Source organism: Streptomyces odontomachi, from assembly GCF_024435355.1.
GTDB lineage: Bacteria > Actinomycetota > Actinomycetes > Streptomycetales > Streptomycetaceae > Streptomyces > Streptomyces odontomachi.
The window spans coordinates 485,764-499,780 of sequence record NZ_JAMJWG010000004.1 but is presented as its reverse complement, the minus strand read 5'-3'; the positions used below and the strand labels follow the sequence as shown (position 1 = coordinate 499,780).

Annotated in this window: 10 protein-coding genes; 6 read left to right on the top strand and 4 right to left on the bottom strand. The window is 71.3% G+C overall.

The genetic code is table 11. The features are described from left to right. Positions 1 to 174: 174 nt before the first annotated feature. On the bottom strand, positions 175 to 1,620 hold the full coding sequence (locus NQO67_RS12900; RefSeq protein WP_255950009.1) for a TIR domain-containing protein: 1,446 nt from the start codon (positions 1,618 to 1,620) through the stop codon (positions 175 to 177). Positions 1,621 to 1,678: 58 nt separating this feature from the next. Further along, on the bottom strand, positions 1,679 to 2,629 hold the full coding sequence (locus tag NQO67_RS12895) for a LysR family transcriptional regulator (protein WP_255950008.1): 951 nt from the start codon (positions 2,627 to 2,629) through the stop codon (positions 1,679 to 1,681). 79 nt (positions 2,630 to 2,708) lie between these two features. On the opposite strand from NQO67_RS12895, the gene NQO67_RS12890 reads away from it, so the two are divergent. Then, positions 2,709 to 3,665: an EamA family transporter gene (locus NQO67_RS12890; RefSeq protein WP_255950007.1), complete on the top strand. Its 957-nt coding sequence runs from the start codon at positions 2,709 to 2,711 to the stop codon at positions 3,663 to 3,665. A gap of 29 nt (positions 3,666 to 3,694) precedes the next feature. Continuing rightward, positions 3,695 to 4,579, top strand: coding sequence for an NmrA/HSCARG family protein (locus tag NQO67_RS12885; protein WP_255950045.1), 885 nt, complete (start codon positions 3,695 to 3,697; stop codon positions 4,577 to 4,579). A 64-nt stretch (positions 4,580 to 4,643) separates the two neighbouring features. Here NQO67_RS12885 and NQO67_RS12880 read toward each other — a convergent pair whose 3' ends face one another. Further along, complete coding sequence (locus NQO67_RS12880) at positions 4,644 to 5,516, bottom strand: alpha/beta fold hydrolase (protein WP_255950006.1); 873 nt, start codon at positions 5,514 to 5,516, stop codon at positions 4,644 to 4,646. 355 nt (positions 5,517 to 5,871) lie between these two features. Here NQO67_RS12880 and NQO67_RS12875 point away from each other — a divergent pair, with 355 nt between their 5' ends. From NQO67_RS12875 to NQO67_RS12860, 4 genes are all read left to right on the top strand, one after another. Further along, positions 5,872 to 8,517 carry an N-acetylmuramoyl-L-alanine amidase gene (locus tag NQO67_RS12875; RefSeq protein WP_308295655.1) on the top strand — a complete coding sequence of 882 codons (2,646 nt, stop codon included), beginning with the start codon at positions 5,872 to 5,874 and terminating at the stop codon, positions 8,515 to 8,517. A 135-nt stretch (positions 8,518 to 8,652) separates the two neighbouring features. Further along, positions 8,653 to 9,861, top strand: a complete 1,209-nt coding sequence (locus NQO67_RS12870) for a substrate-binding domain-containing protein (protein WP_255950005.1) — start codon at positions 8,653 to 8,655, stop codon at positions 9,859 to 9,861. A gap of 489 nt (positions 9,862 to 10,350) precedes the next feature. Next, on the top strand, positions 10,351 to 11,400 hold the full coding sequence (locus tag NQO67_RS12865) for a glycosyl hydrolase 53 family protein (protein ID WP_255950004.1): 1,050 nt from the start codon (positions 10,351 to 10,353) through the stop codon (positions 11,398 to 11,400). 29 nt (positions 11,401 to 11,429) lie between these two features. Further along, the gene (locus NQO67_RS12860; protein ID WP_255950003.1) at positions 11,430 to 12,776 is read left to right on the top strand and encodes a right-handed parallel beta-helix repeat-containing protein; all 1,347 of its coding nucleotides are present in this window, start codon (positions 11,430 to 11,432) and stop codon (positions 12,774 to 12,776) included. A gap of 77 nt (positions 12,777 to 12,853) precedes the next feature. Here the strand turns inward: NQO67_RS12860 and NQO67_RS12855 are convergent, their stop codons facing one another. Beyond that, entirely contained in the window at positions 12,854 to 14,005 is a 1,152-nt protein-coding gene (locus NQO67_RS12855; protein WP_255950002.1) for an esterase-like activity of phytase family protein, read from the bottom strand. Positions 14,006 to 14,017 lie beyond the last annotated feature (12 nt).

Below are 14,017 nucleotides of genomic sequence, written 5' to 3'. Positions count from 1 at the left end.
ACAAGCCGATCCAGGTGCCCAGCTTGCCCGCGCCGTAGCCGACCATGGCGCGGGACTGCCCCCGCGCACGCGAACCGTTCGACGACGCGGACGAGCCGTCCTGCGTGCGCTGGGCGCCCAGGAGGCCCGCCACCACCACGACTCCGGCCACCACCAGCAGCACGAGGAACACGATCATTGGGGCCATCCCCTCTCACGCAGACGCAGATGGACGGAGAGCACCGTCTCGGTCCACTGGTCGTACCAGTCCAGGTACTGCTCGCTCTGCGGGTTGCGCAGGGTCGGAAAGAAGCCGGGACCTCCCGACCGCTCGATGAAATGCTGATACTTCGGAACTACCTCCTGCAAAGAGGCACGCCAGCCGTATCCCAGGCACAGCGCCGTGAAGTCCGCGCGGCGCCCGCCCTTGAGCGGGGAGTGACGCGTCTGCGCACCGAACCCGTACCGTCCGCCCGAGAACCGTGACCAGCGCTCGTCGATGCCGGCCAGCAGGTCGTCGGGCAGCCGCCTGCCGTCGGAGCGGCGCAGCCAGCCGTCCTCGAGCCTGCCGACGGCTTCCAGGAGCAGCGTGGTCGTCAGCAGGTCCGCGTGCTCCGTCTCGCCCTCGGCGAGCAGCGTTTCGAGCCTGCCAAGCGATGTGCGGGCGGGTCCCGGCGACGGGGTGGCGAAGGTGCTGGCGGGCACCGACGAGCGGGCCGGTGGCGGGGGCAGCAGGGGCGACTCGCCGGGCGCCCGGTCGGGGCGGTGCGCCTCGGACAGCCGCCGCAGCAGCCGCAGTTCGTCCGGGCCGGGCAGCGCGCCGCTGCGGGCGTCGAAGTACCAGCTGCTGGCGAGCAGGTAGTTGCGCTCGCCGCGCAACAGGACGGGGAAGAACTCGCGGCTGTGCCGCTGGCCTTCGAGGATCTCGCGGGTGACGTCCTCGGACTCCTCCGCCTCCGGGGACATCAGAACCACGACGGCGAGCGCCCGGCGGAGCCGCTGCCTGATCGTCCAGAGGTAGTCGTCGCCCCACTTGAGGTCGCCCAGCGACCACATGGGCAGACCGGAACGGGAGAGATGGTCCGCCAGCAGCTCCGCGTACCCGGCGTCGGCGCGGGCGTGGCAGACGACGAAGGAGGCGGGCACCGACTCGTCGGGAGGCCGCGGGGGACGCGGCGGGCGCACCGGCCCGAACGCGTCCGCCCCTGCGGAGACGTCTTCACCCCGCAGTACCCGGGCCAGCTCGGCGGCCTTGGCGTCGAACGCGGGTCCGGTCAGCTTCCGGAAGTCCATCCAGACCCTGGTCTCGGCGAACGGTGGAAGGTCGGCGTCGCCGAAGACCACGGGGATCAGCCGCAACCTGCCCTCCGTCGCGGCGTGCACGAGGGCCGCGTACTCCTGCCGTGCCCAGGGCGCGCTCGCGGTGTCCGGGCCGATCACCAGGATGCCGTGGCCGGACGCGCGGATCGCCGCTTCGAGTTCGTGCACGACGACGTCGCCCGGGTGCAGGCTGAACCGGTCGAAGAAGACCCGCACCCCGTCGGCCGCGAGCCGGTCGGCGAGCAGACCGGCCCAGGCGCCGTCCTGCTCGGTGTAGGAGATGAAGACGTCGTACACCGTGCAGCCCCCGTAAAAATGCACAGTGATGGAACGGTAGATGACAAGGATAGCGACGATGGGGTATCTGAGGCAGATGGCATCAGGCCGGACCGGGTGCGCGGTTCGACGGTGACCGCGCCGGCACCGGAGAAGCAGCGGGGTATCCGGCCTGGTCGCGCCCGGTCGGAATGCCGAGCAGGGCGAGGAAGGCGGTCGCCGCGGGGGTGCGGCCGTCGCGGCTCCAGGCGACGTACTCGACGCGGGCCGGCGCGTCGGTGACCTCGATGGTGGTGACGCCGGTGAGCTGGGTCGCGTAGGCGGAGGGCAGCATGGCGATGCCGAGGCCCTGCCCGACCAGTCGCGCCAGGAAGTCCACGTTGGTGACTTCGAAGGCGACGTCGCGGTGCAGGCCCGCGGCCGAGAAGGCCTGGTCGGACTGGGCGCGGCCGGCCGTCTTGGCCGGCAGGTCCACGAACACCTCGGAGCAGAGCCGGCGCAGGTCGACCGCCGGTTCATCGGCGAGCGGGTGGTGCGGCGCGACCACGGCGACGAGCCGGTCACGGGCGAGTTCGTGGGAGTGGACGCCTTCGGGCCGGGCCGTGGTCGGCAGCCCGAGGAAGGCCACTTCGATGGCGCCCTGCCTGACCTGTTCGACGAGTTCCTCGCTCGCGGCCATCCGCAGGCTGATGCGCACCTGCGGGTACTGCTGGTGGAAGTCGCGCACGGCGATCGGGATGTCGACCGCGGCGACGCTGGAGATCAGCCCCACCGCGAGCCGGCCGCGAATCTCGCCGACCGCGGCGGCGACCTCGGCTGCCGCGCGCTGGGCGGCGTCCAGACACTGACGGGCGGCAGGGAGGAACGCCGCCCCGGCCGGCGTCAGCCGCACCCGCCGGCTGGTGCGCTCGAAGAGCTTCGCGCCCAGTTCCCGTTCCAACCGGGCGATCTGGTGACTGAGTGCCGACTGGACGACCAGACACCGCTCGGCGGCCCGGGTGAAGCTGTTCGTCTCCGCGACGGCGATGACGTAGCGCATCTGCTGGAGCTCCATGGATCTATCGTGGATCGCGATCGATGAGGTGACAAGCATGTGTTGGACTCATTGATCGCTGCCGGGTGAGACTCCGAACATGACAAGTCCAGTGGTGCAGCGGGTCTCCGGGGAAGCCGGCGGCGGTCCCGTCCATGCCCATCTGCCACGCGCCGCCCTGACGGCGTTCACTCCTCTGGTGTGGGGCACGACCTACGTGGTCACCACGGAGTTCCTGCCGCCCGCGCATCCCCTGTTCGCGGGGCTGCTGCGCGCGTTGCCCGCGGGCCTGGTCGCGCTGGCGATCACCCGGACGCTGCCGCGCGGGGCGTGGTGGGGGAAGGCCGCGGCGCTCGGCGTGCTCAACATCGGGTTGTGCTTCCCCCTGTTGTTCACTGCGGCCGAGCACCTGCCCGGGGGCGTGGCCGCCACCCTGGCGGCGGCCCAGCCGCTCGTCGTCGCCGTGCTGTCCGTGGCCGTCCTGCACGAGCGCCCCTCGGCCTGGCGCTTCGCCTGGGGAGCGGTCGGTGCGGTCGGCGTCGGCCTGGTCGTGATCGGACCGCATGCGGCGTTCGACACCGTGGGCGTCCTGGCGGGCCTCGGCAATGCGGCGTCCATGGCGCTCGGGGTGACGCTCACCAAGCGCTGGGGGCGTCCCACCGGGGTCGGCCCGACCGCCTTCGCCGGCTGGCAGCTCACCGCAGGAGGCCTCTTCCTGGTGCCGGTCACCTTCCTCGGCGAGGGATCGCCTCCCTCGATCGACCTGACCGCGGCCCTCGGCTACCTCTGGCTGGGGCTGGTTGGCGGTCTGATCGCCTATGTCCTGTGGTTCCGCGGCATCACCACGTTGCCCATCGCCTCGGTCGCGGTCCTCGTCCTGCTCTCACCGCTGGTCGCCGCGGTACTCGGGGCGGTCTGGCTCGGCCAGACGCTCGGCCCGGTCCAACTCGTGGGGTTCGGGGTCTCACTCGCCGCGATCGTCGCGGGACAGCTTCCTGCACCCCGCCGTTCCCACCCGTCCGTTTCCGCCCCCGCACCGGAACGGACGTCTCCTTGAAGCAGCGTCGGAAGGATCTCGCCGTGTCGATGAACCTCGAAGCGTCGATGGACCTCGAAGCGTCGAACAAGAAGACCGTCCTGGTCACGGGCGCGACCGGCGGGCAGGGCGGCGCCGTCGCCCGGAGCCTGCTCGACGCCGGCTGGACGGTGCGCGCGCTGGTCCGTGACCCGGACACGCCGCGGGCCGAGCGGCTCAAGGCGCTGGGCGCTGAACTGCTCATCGGTGACCTCGACGATCCGGCGTCGCTGCGCGCCGCAGCGCAGGGTGCGCACGGCGTCTTCAGCGTGCAGCCCGCCGACATGGCCGACCCCCACCCCGAAGTCGAGGTGCGGCAGGGCAGGAACGTGGCCGACGCGGCCGCGGCCGCGGGCGTCGCGCACCTGGTCTACAGCTCCGTCGGCGGCGCCGAGCGCGGCTCCGGCGTCGCGCACTTCGAGACCAAGGCGGAGATCGAGGCGTCCATCGAAGCGGTCGGCGTGCCGGCGACGGTGCTGCGGCCGGCGTTCTTCATGGAGAACTGGCTGTACCTCGTGCCGGAGGCGGAGCACGGCGAGCGGGTGGGCGCGATAGCGCTGGACGCGGACACCTCGCTCCAGATGATCGCGTTGGTCGACATCGGCCGGATCGTCGCGGACGCCTTCGGCGCGCCGGCGGAGTTCGCCGGGCGGAAGATCGAGATCGCCGGGGACGAGCTGACCGTGCGCCAGGTCGCCGAGGCGTGCACATGGGTCGACGGCGTCCCGACGCGCTTCGAGCGGCAGCCGAGCGAGGCGCTGCGCGCCGAGGCCCCGGAAGTGGCCAAGATGTTCGACTGGTTCAACGACAAGGGGTACGAGGCCGACATCGTCGCACTCCGCAAGCGGTACCCGGAGCTGTTGACGTTCGAGGAGTGGCTGCGCACGCACTGGTAGGAGCCCGGAGACCGTCGTGCACAAACCGGTGGGGGAAGCGTCCCGCCGTGGGGCTCACCCCCGGTCAGGCCCCCTTGAGGTGCTTGCCGAGGAACGTCCTGATCAGGCCCGTGACCTCGTCGAGTGCGGACTCCAGCAGGAAGTGGCCGCCGTCCAGGAGGTGCACCTCGGCGTCGGGCTGGTCGCGGGTGAAGGCGCGGGCGCCGTCCGGGCCGAAGATCGGGTCGTTCCTGCCCCAGACGGCGAGCAGCGGAGGGCGGTGCTCGCGCAGGTAGGCCTGGACGGTGGGGTAGAGCGGGCGGTTGCTGGCGTAGTCCAGCAGGAGCTTCAGCTGGACGCGGTCGTTGCCGGGGCGCGACACCATCTGGTGGTCGTGGTGCCAGGTGTCGGGGTCGACCAGCGTGGCGTCCGGGACCCCGGTGACGTACTGCCACTTGATCATGTCGAGGCCCAGCGCCGGGCCGAGCGCCTCGGCGGACTCCGGGGTCTGCTCCCGCTGGTAGGTGAAGATGGGCTCCCAGAACTCCGGGACGAAGCCCTCCTCGTACGCGTTGCCGCTCTGGCTCACGACGGCCGTCACCGCGTCCGGGTTCCGCAGCGCGAGGCGCCAGCCGACCGGGGCGCCGTAGTCCTGGACGTAGAGGGCGTACCGCGCCACGCCGAGCTGGTCGAGCAGGTCAGCGGTGAGGTCGGTGAGCGCGTCGAAGGTGTAGTCGAACTCGTCGACCGAGGGCGCGTCGGAGAAGCCGAAGCCGAGGTAGTCCGGTGCGATCAGGTGATACCGGTCGGCCAGCGCCGGGATCAGGTGGCGGTACATGAACGAGCTGGTCGGAAAGCCGTGCAGCAGGACGAAGGCGGGGGCGTCGGCAGGCCCGGCCTCCCGGTAGAACAGCTGCCGCCCCTGCACGGTCGCACTGCGGTGGTGCACCTTTGCCATGCCCGGTCGCTCTCCTACTTTTCTGGCGGTATGACCGCTTCTCATGATGCAACAGGGCCGGGGGTGCGGTGGCGCGGCGCGCCGCGTCCCGGAGCGTGCGTGACCCGAACACCGCGCGGTGCGGGTCGTCCACCGCCCGATGAGTGATGCCAGCCGACGCCGTGGCGCTGTAGGAATCGGACCATGTGAATAATGAGTGCCTAGATCCTGAATGAGTGACGAATAAGGGGTGGGGAACGTGAAACCGCATAAGTCCCGCCGGGACAGACCCGGGCACACCGAGGGCTCAGCGCGTCGAGAGCACGCCTTTCGAGCGCTGAGCGTGCGGGGGCGGATCTGGATCACGCTGGGAGCCGTGGCGCTGGGGGGCGCGGGCCTGGCGGTGAACGCGGCGGCAGGGACCGTCGGCGCCCACCCGGACGAGGCCGCGGCACGGCGGCCCTCCGTGCACAGCCTGAAGCTGCACAGCGCGGGCGCCCACCGCAGGGAACTGCCCGACCAGAGCACCGCCCGGTTCAGCGCGGTCCTGCTGACCTGGGACGATCCCAAGGCCCAGCTGCACGGCAGCGCGCAGGTGCGCTACCGGGACCTGGCCTCGGGTGCCTGGTCCGGGTGGCAGAAGCTGCCCGACGACCCGTTCTCGGCGGACGGCAAGGAGGCCGAGCAGGCCGGACACCGCGGCGGCACCGCCTCGCTGTGGACGGGTGACGCCGACGGGGTGCAGGTGCGGGTGGTCGGCGACGACGGCTCGGCCGCGCCCCTGCCGGCCGGTATGGACGTCAAGCTGCTCGACCCCGGTACCGACCCCAAGGGCACGGCGCACGGTCCCGACGCATCGGCCGGTATGCAGCCCGCCGCCTACGCCGCGGACGTCACGCCCACGCCGACGGACCCGGACGCGCCGACCTCGGTCCCGACGGAACCGACACCGACCGGCACGGAATCCGCCCCTGCGTCGCCCAGCGCCCCGGTGACCACGTCCCCGACCGCGAGCGTCTCCGACGACCCGGCGCCCGGGACGAACACGGACACGCCGCCCGCGGCACCGGTGTCCACGGTCGTGAAGCCGCCCATCATCACCCAGGCCCAGTGGGGTGCCTCCACCGACTACAACGGCACGCCGTCGTACGGGACGGAGATCAAGGCCGCGGTCATCCACCACACCGGCGTCGACTCCGACAACACGGTCTCCTGCGCGAACTCCCGGGCCCGGATGCGCACCATCCAGCAGGAGCACTTCGCGCGCGGCTACTACGACGTCGGCTACAACTTCGTCGTCGACCGGTGTGGCCAGATCTTCGAGGGCCGCAGCGGCGGCATGGACCTGCCGGTGGTCGGCGCCCATGACGTCGGCTTCAACACCAACACCCTCGGCATCTCCTACATCGGCAACTTCGAGAGCGCCCAGCCGACCCGGGTCGCCCTGGAGTCCATCGCCCGCGTGGTGGCCTGGAAGTTCGGCATGTACGGCATCGACCCGACGGGCACGGTGACGCTGGTGTCCGGTGCCCCCAAGGGGCAGGACGGCAACAAGGTCGAGCAGGGCGAGTCGATCACCCTGCCGCGGGTCTTCGGTCACCGGGACACCAACACCACCGCCTGCCCGGGCGCGCACCTCTACCCGAAGCTGTCGACGATCGCGAAGCTGGCCGCGCTGCCCGGCGTCTCGCACGCCCTGCCCACCACGGACGTCAACGACGACGGCCTGACCGACCTGGTCGTCGGCACGCCCCTGACGTCGAGCGGTGCCGGTTCGCTGACCATGGTGCCCGGCGGTGTGAACGGTCCGGTGCCGGCCGCCAAGAAGATCATCACCCAGGCGAGCAGCGGGGTGCCCGGCAGCGACGAGGCCGGTGACCACTTCGGTGCGGCCACGGCCTGGGGCGATGTCAACGGCGACGGCGTCGCCGACCTGACCGTCGGCGTACCCGGCGAGGACGACACCTCCGGCCACGCCGACCGGGGCGCCGTCACCGTCCTGTACGGGCCCGGCCTCACCTCCGGTGCGTCGTGGACCACCGGCAGCGCGGCGGACGCCGGACCGGGGCAGACCGGCGCCGGACTCGGCTCCGCGGTGGCCGTGGGCGACTTCGACGGCGACGGCAAGGCGGACGTCTTCGCCGCCGGCACCGGATACGGCGGCGTCTTCAAGGCGCACCTGGCCAGCGGCGTCGACCAGATCGGCACCCTGACGTCGTCCGGAACGCTGTCCTACGAGGACGCGGCGAGCGGTGACTTCAACCGCGACGGCTACCAGGACGTGGCGGTCACCTTCCTCGACGCGGCGGCCACCGGGCACGTGGTGTGGTTCAAGGGCACCGACGCCGGCCTGGTGCAGGTGGGCACGCTCGGGGTGCCGGGCGGCCGGTCCATCGCGGCCGGCGACATCAACGGCAACGGCTACGACGACCTCGTCATCGGCCAGCCGTACACCGCCGAGTCCGGCGCCCACTCGGGTGGCCAGATCACCGTGCTCCCGGACTCGGCGACCGGGCCGACCACCACCGGCGTGAAGACGATCCACCAGGACACCTCCGGCGTGCCGGGCGCCGCTGAGGCCGGTGACGCCATGGGCGCCTCGGTCGCGGTCGGCGACGTGAACCTGGACGGGTACGCCGACGTGCTGGCGGGCCTGCCGCTGGAGGACCTCACCCGCGACGGCGCCAACCAGAAGGACGCCGGCTCGACCGTGCTGCTGTACGGCAGCGCGTCCGGGCTGACCGGCACCGGTGCGAAGGGCTTCACCCAGGACACCTCCGGCATGCCGGGGGCGAGCGAGAGCGGTGACCACGAGGGCTCGGCCGTGCTGCTGGCGGACATCTCCGGGTTCGGCCGTACCGACATCGTCATCGGCGCCGAGGGCGAGGACGCCGGCAACGGCTCGACCGCCTACCTCAGCAGCGGCAGCAGCGGGATCGACGTCGCCGGTGCGCTCGTCATGGGCCGCGGCACGCTGGGCGCCCCGGCGGGCGCCCATCTCGGGCAGACGCTGACGCCGTAGCGGCGTGGTGCCGGCAATGCCGGCCGGGGGCCGGGTCTCGTCAGGAGGCCCGGCCCCCGCTGTCCGAGCCGCTGGGTCCCCGGGGGTCGCACGAGAGATCGCTAAAATGTTCAAGGTCTCTTACGGGGAGGGTCCATGGCCGCCATGCTCGTCGCGCAGCGGCGCCAGAAGCTGATCAGCGAGCTGGCGGCGGCGGGCGGTCTGAAGGTCGTCGACCTCGCCGCGCGGCTGGACGTCTCCCGTGCCACCGTGCGGCGGGACCTGGTCGACCTCGAGGTCGAGGGGCGGGTCAGGCGGGTGCGCGGCGGCGCCGTGCTCGCGACGCCGGGGCCGGACGGCCGGCCGGCCGGGACACCGACGCCGCCCGCCGCACCGGTGACCCCGTCCGCCCCCATGACCTCCGCCGCGGCCACGTCACCCGCCACTTCCGCAGCCGCGGCCGCTTCCCTGCCCGGCACGTTCCCCACCGCCGTCCGGCCCGGACCGGAGCGGACGCTCGGACTGCTGGTCCCGTCGGCCACGTACTACTACCCGCGCATCGTCGCCGGGGTCCAGGCCGTGCTCGCCGAACGCGGCGCACGCGCCATCATCAGCCTGAGCGACTACGGGCGCACGGACGACGTCCAACGGATCGACGAGCTCCGCGCGTCCGGCGCCTCGGGACTGCTCGTCGCCTCCCCGGGCGGCCATGACTTGCCGGACGAGACGCTCGAGCAGCTGGACGCCACCGGGTTGCCGTTCGTGCTGATGGAACGGCAGCCGCAGGACGCGTTCCTGCCGTGCGAGTTCGTCGCCACCGACCACCGCCAGGGCGCGTTCGCCGCGGTGCGGCACCTCGTGCGCCTGGGGCACCGCCGGGTGGGCCTGTTCACCAACGGCAGTCCGACCTCCGGCCTGGTGCGCGAGGGGTACGAAGCGGCCCTCACGCGGCTCGGTCTCGCGGCCGACGTGCCGGTCCACGACAGCGGGCGGCCGACCATGGGCTCCACCCAGGCCGACCGGCACTACGAGGGTTTCCTCGAGGACTGCGTGTCGGGCGGCGTCCGGGCCGCGCTGGTGCACTCCGACCACGACGCCATCGAACTCATGCGACGGCTGCGCTCGCGGGACATGCGGACGCCCCGGGACCTCGCCCTGATCGCCTACGACGACGAGATAGCCGGCCTCGCCGACGTGCCGCTCACCGCGGTGGCCCCGCCCAAGCACGAGCTCGGGGAGCACGCCGCGCGCCTCCTGCTGGACCGGCTCGACGCCGCCGACCCGGCCGCCGTCCCCGTCCGCCAGCTGCTCATCCAGCCCCGCCTGGTCATCAGGTCCTCGTGCGGAGCCGCTGCCCGGACCTGACGCCACGGCGACCGCCGGCGCACGTGGCGCACGTGGCCACGCGACGCATGGCCACGACATGCGCGCCCGTTCCTCCACGCTCCAACTTGATGCTTTCTATTGACACTTGATGAACAGAAGCGCAGCATTGTGCAGCAATCTGTTGCTCGGTGATTGAAACTTGTCGCATAGCTTCGCTGAGCCTGAGCCATCGAGGGACGTCGAGGGACACTGCGTCACCTTCGACCGCACCACTGCCCCACTGCCGCTTCGGCCAGGGCTGATCCCATGCCAGCGCCGGCACACTCCGGCGCCGCATGACGCACGCCCGGGACCGTCGCGGCGGTGAACCCGCCGTCGCCCGGCCCCGCCGCGCCTGCCGTCCCGCTGCCCCGTGACGGACCGCGGACCGAGGCCCCGGCGGGTCGTGACGAACACAGCACCAGATCGGCCATGACGGCTGCCCGCACCTGCGGCATGCCCACCACCCATACAAGAGGGGTCCGGAACGTGGAAACGGGACAAGAACGCGAGCAACGACGACCGGCCGGAGCGCGCCGCCGGACGGTCCTGCTGGGCGCCGCCGCCGGCGCCGGAGCGCTGACGCTCGGCACCGGCATCACCGCCGGGCCGGCGCAGGCCGCCTCGTTCATCAAGGGCGCGGACATCAGCTGGGCACCGCAGATGGAGGCGAACGGGTACGTCTGGCGCGACAGCGCCGGGGTGCAGCGCGACCTGTTCACCATCCTCAAGGGATACGGCATCTCGGCCATCTCGCTGCGCACCTGGGTGAACCCGTCCAGCGACCCGGCGAACGGCCACTGCTCCATCGAGGAGACCGCGCAGATGGCCGCGCGCTGCCAGGACGCCGGCATGAAGGTGCTGGTCGGCCTGCACTTCGGCGACACCTGGAACTCGGTGGGGGTGCAGAACCCGCCGGCGGCGTGGGCCGGCATGAGCTACACCGACATGCGCCAGGCCATGTACGACTACGTCTACCACGCGATGAACGTGCTCAAGTACTACGACGTGACCCCGACCTGGGTGAAGATCGGCAACGAGACCAACTCGGGCATCTGCAAGCCCACCGGCAGCATCAGCAACCCGGCGCAGATGACCGGCCTGCTGATGGCCGCCTACGACATGGTCAAGCAGGTCTTCCCGTCCGCCCTCGCCGTGGTGCACGCGGCGCAGCCGCAGAAGCTCGACAGCGTGCAGAACTTCCTCAACGCCTACCGGGACAACGGCGGGAAGTGGGACATCACCGGGCTCTCCTCGTACGCCCAGGGCGGCAACGTCCCCGGTGTGCTGACGAACATGCAGACCATCCAGTCCACCTACGGCAAGCCGGTGATGCAGGTCGAGTACGGCGGCCCGCTCGACAAGCCGACCCAGGTGCGCGACTCGCTGAAGGCGTTCGTCACCGGCCTGACGGGCTTCGGCGGCCTCGGCACCTTCTACTGGGAGCCCGAGGGCTACTCCCCGTTCACCAGCTACGGCAGCAGCGCGTGGGACCCGTCGACGCTGCGTCCGACGGCCGCGCTGGACGGCTTCCTTTAGAACATTCCCTCAGCCATGTGGAGTGAGCCATGAAACCTGCCGTGATCGTGACACGCGCCCTGCTGGTGTCGGCCGTCACCTTCCCCTTGAGCACCCTCGCGATCGTTCCCAGCTCCGCCGACTCGACCGGCGCGGCGGCGGGGAGCGTCTACTACGTGGCCCCGAACGGCAGCGACAGCGCCGCGGGGACACAGTCCGCTCCGTGGGCCTCGATCGCGCACGCCCAGTCCGTCGTCGGGGCGGGGGACACGGTCTACGTCCGCGGCGGCACCTACGCCTACACCCACGGGACGAAGAGCTGCGCGAGCCAGACGGACCGGATCGACGCGATCACCCTGAACAAGAGCGGAAGCTCCGGCAGCCCGATCCAGTACCTGGCCTACCAGGGGGAGAAGCCGGTCTTCGACTTCTCGGGCATGAAGGACGACTGCCGGATCAAGGGCTTCGACGTCACCGGCAACTACCTTCACCTCAAAGGGCTCGAAGTCAAAGGCGTACCGCAGAACAACAACCTGAACCACGAGTCCTGGGGCATCTGGATCTCCGGCAGCAACAACACGTTCGAGCAGATCAACGCCCACAACAACATGGGCCCCGGCCTGTTCATCCAGGACGGCGGCGGCAACCTCGTCCTCGACTCGGACTCGCACGACAACTACGACCCGAACAGCTCGGGCGGGGCGGGCGAGAACGCCGACGGGTTCGGCGCCCACATCTCCGCAGGCCATCCCGGGAACGTCTTCCGGGGCTGCCGGGCCTGGTGGAACTCCGACGACGGATTCGACCTCATCAACGCCTACTCGTCGGTGACCATCGAGAACTCATGGGCCTGGCGGAACGGATACCTACCGGAGACCACGACGTCGGCGGGCAACGGGAACGGGTTCAAGGCGGGCGGCTACGGCGGCGACTACGACTCGGGCGCCGTGAAGCACACCGTCCGCACCTCGGTGGCCTTCGACAACAAGGCGGCCGGTTTCTACGCCAACCACCACCCGCTGGCCAACGACTTCTTCAACAACACCAGCTACAACAACCACCCCGACTACAACATGCTCGGGGTCTCCTCCAGCGGCGCCGCCGTCGCCCTGGGCAACCTGCGGAACAACATCGCCTACAAGGGCACCCTGCTGTCGAACGCGACGGGTGTGAACGAGGCGAACAACTCCTGGAACCTGGGCGTCACCCTCTCGGACAGCCAGTTCCAGAGCGTGTCGACGTCCGGCTGGGACGCGGCCCGCGGCTCCGACGGCAGCCTGCCGACGCTTTCCAACCTCCGTCTCGCGTCGAACAGTTCCCTGATCGACAAGGGCGTCAACGTCGGCCTGCCGTACAGTGGACAGGCACCGGACCTCGGCGCTTTCGAGGCCCGCTAGCCGTCCCCCGGCCCTGGTCGCCACGCGAACCGCGCGAAAAGGGCGCGCCCCGACCGCGGGGCGCGCCCCCCTCGGCATCAGCGCAGCGCCAGTGCGATCACCTGGGTGACCTCGTCCGCGGCGAAGTTGTCGTCGCTGACGAGTACGAGGGTCCGCTCGCCGGTGCGCAGGCGCGGCCCCCAGGTCATGCCCTCGACGTTGTCCACCGTGCTCAGGGCGAGGTCGTCCAGGTCGACGACGAGTTGCTTGCGCATCGGGCGGACCGGCGCCGACGCCAGCGAGTCGAGGTGCTGGACCGGGCTGGCACCCCGCGTGGTGGCGTCGAAGATCCGGACCTTGTAGCCGGCGCCGGGGACGTAGCTGCGTTCCATGACCAGGTACCGGTCGGGGTCGTTCGGGTACGCCAGGATCGAGGGCACTCCGGTGTCGGGATGCCACGGGCTGTTCGGGTCGGACTCGGCGAACAGCGGCTCCAGCGGGTAGGCGAACTGGCCGAGCACCGCCCCGGCGCGGCTGTGCCGGGTCACCCGCACCAGCGAGCCGTGCTCGGTGGTGGACTCGGGGCCGTCTTGCAGCAGCGGCCCCTCCACCGCGCTGGTCAGCCGTGCGCCGTCCGGGCTGAAGGCGATCGCTTCCAGTGCCAGGTTGCGGCGGGGGCCACGGTCGTCGGCGCTGTACCGGTAGCTCTCCGGCAGGGGGAGCCGGCGCACGTACCCGCCCTGGCGGTCGGCCACCTGGATGGACGGCTGGATCACCGGATCCGGCGCGTCGGGGGACACCGGCCGGTTGCCCTCCTGGCTCCACCAGTAACGACACGTCCGCGGGTCGACCCGGATGTCCTCCGGGTCGATCGCCTTGCCGTCGTTCAGCGCGGGCGACGGGTACGTGCTCCCGTCCGGCTGCCGCAGCGGGTACGTGCCGGTGAACCGGACACCGCGCACGCCGCGCGCGTCGACGTCGATGCGGGCGGTGTAGAAGCGTGCGGGCTGCTGGTAGGAGCGGTCGTCGCTGATCAGGGCGTACTCGCCCGTGCAGGGGTCACGGTCGATCCCGGAGAGGCCGCCCACGGTGGTGCCCTGGTAGGAGAGTTCATGGGGCACGATCGACTCGCCCAGGAGCCGAACCGACGGGGTCTCGGCGCTCGCCGGTACACCCGTGAAGGTGGCGGCCAGGGTCGCGGACAACGCCGCGGCCAGGGCGACTGCGGTGCGTGAAACGGAAGGATGCATGAGGAGAACTCT

Bases quoted from the DNA above. Each gene is read 5' to 3' on its own strand.
- NQO67_RS12895 (WP_255950008.1), bottom strand. From the start codon at position 2,629: ATGGAGCTCCAGCAGATGCGCTACGTCATCGCCGTCGCGGAGACGAAC.
- NQO67_RS12890 (WP_255950007.1), top strand. From the start codon at position 2,709: ATGACAAGTCCAGTGGTGCAGCGGGTCTCCGGGGAAGCCGGCGGCGGT.
- NQO67_RS12885 (WP_255950045.1), top strand. From the start codon at position 3,695: ATGAACCTCGAAGCGTCGATGGACCTCGAAGCGTCGAACAAGAAGACC.
- NQO67_RS12880 (WP_255950006.1), bottom strand. From the start codon at position 5,516: ATGGCAAAGGTGCACCACCGCAGTGCGACCGTGCAGGGGCGGCAGCTG.
- NQO67_RS12870 (WP_255950005.1), top strand. From the start codon at position 8,653: ATGGCCGCCATGCTCGTCGCGCAGCGGCGCCAGAAGCTGATCAGCGAG.
- NQO67_RS12860 (WP_255950003.1), top strand. From the start codon at position 11,430: ATGAAACCTGCCGTGATCGTGACACGCGCCCTGCTGGTGTCGGCCGTC.
- NQO67_RS12855 (WP_255950002.1), bottom strand. From the start codon at position 14,005: ATGCATCCTTCCGTTTCACGCACCGCAGTCGCCCTGGCCGCGGCGTTG.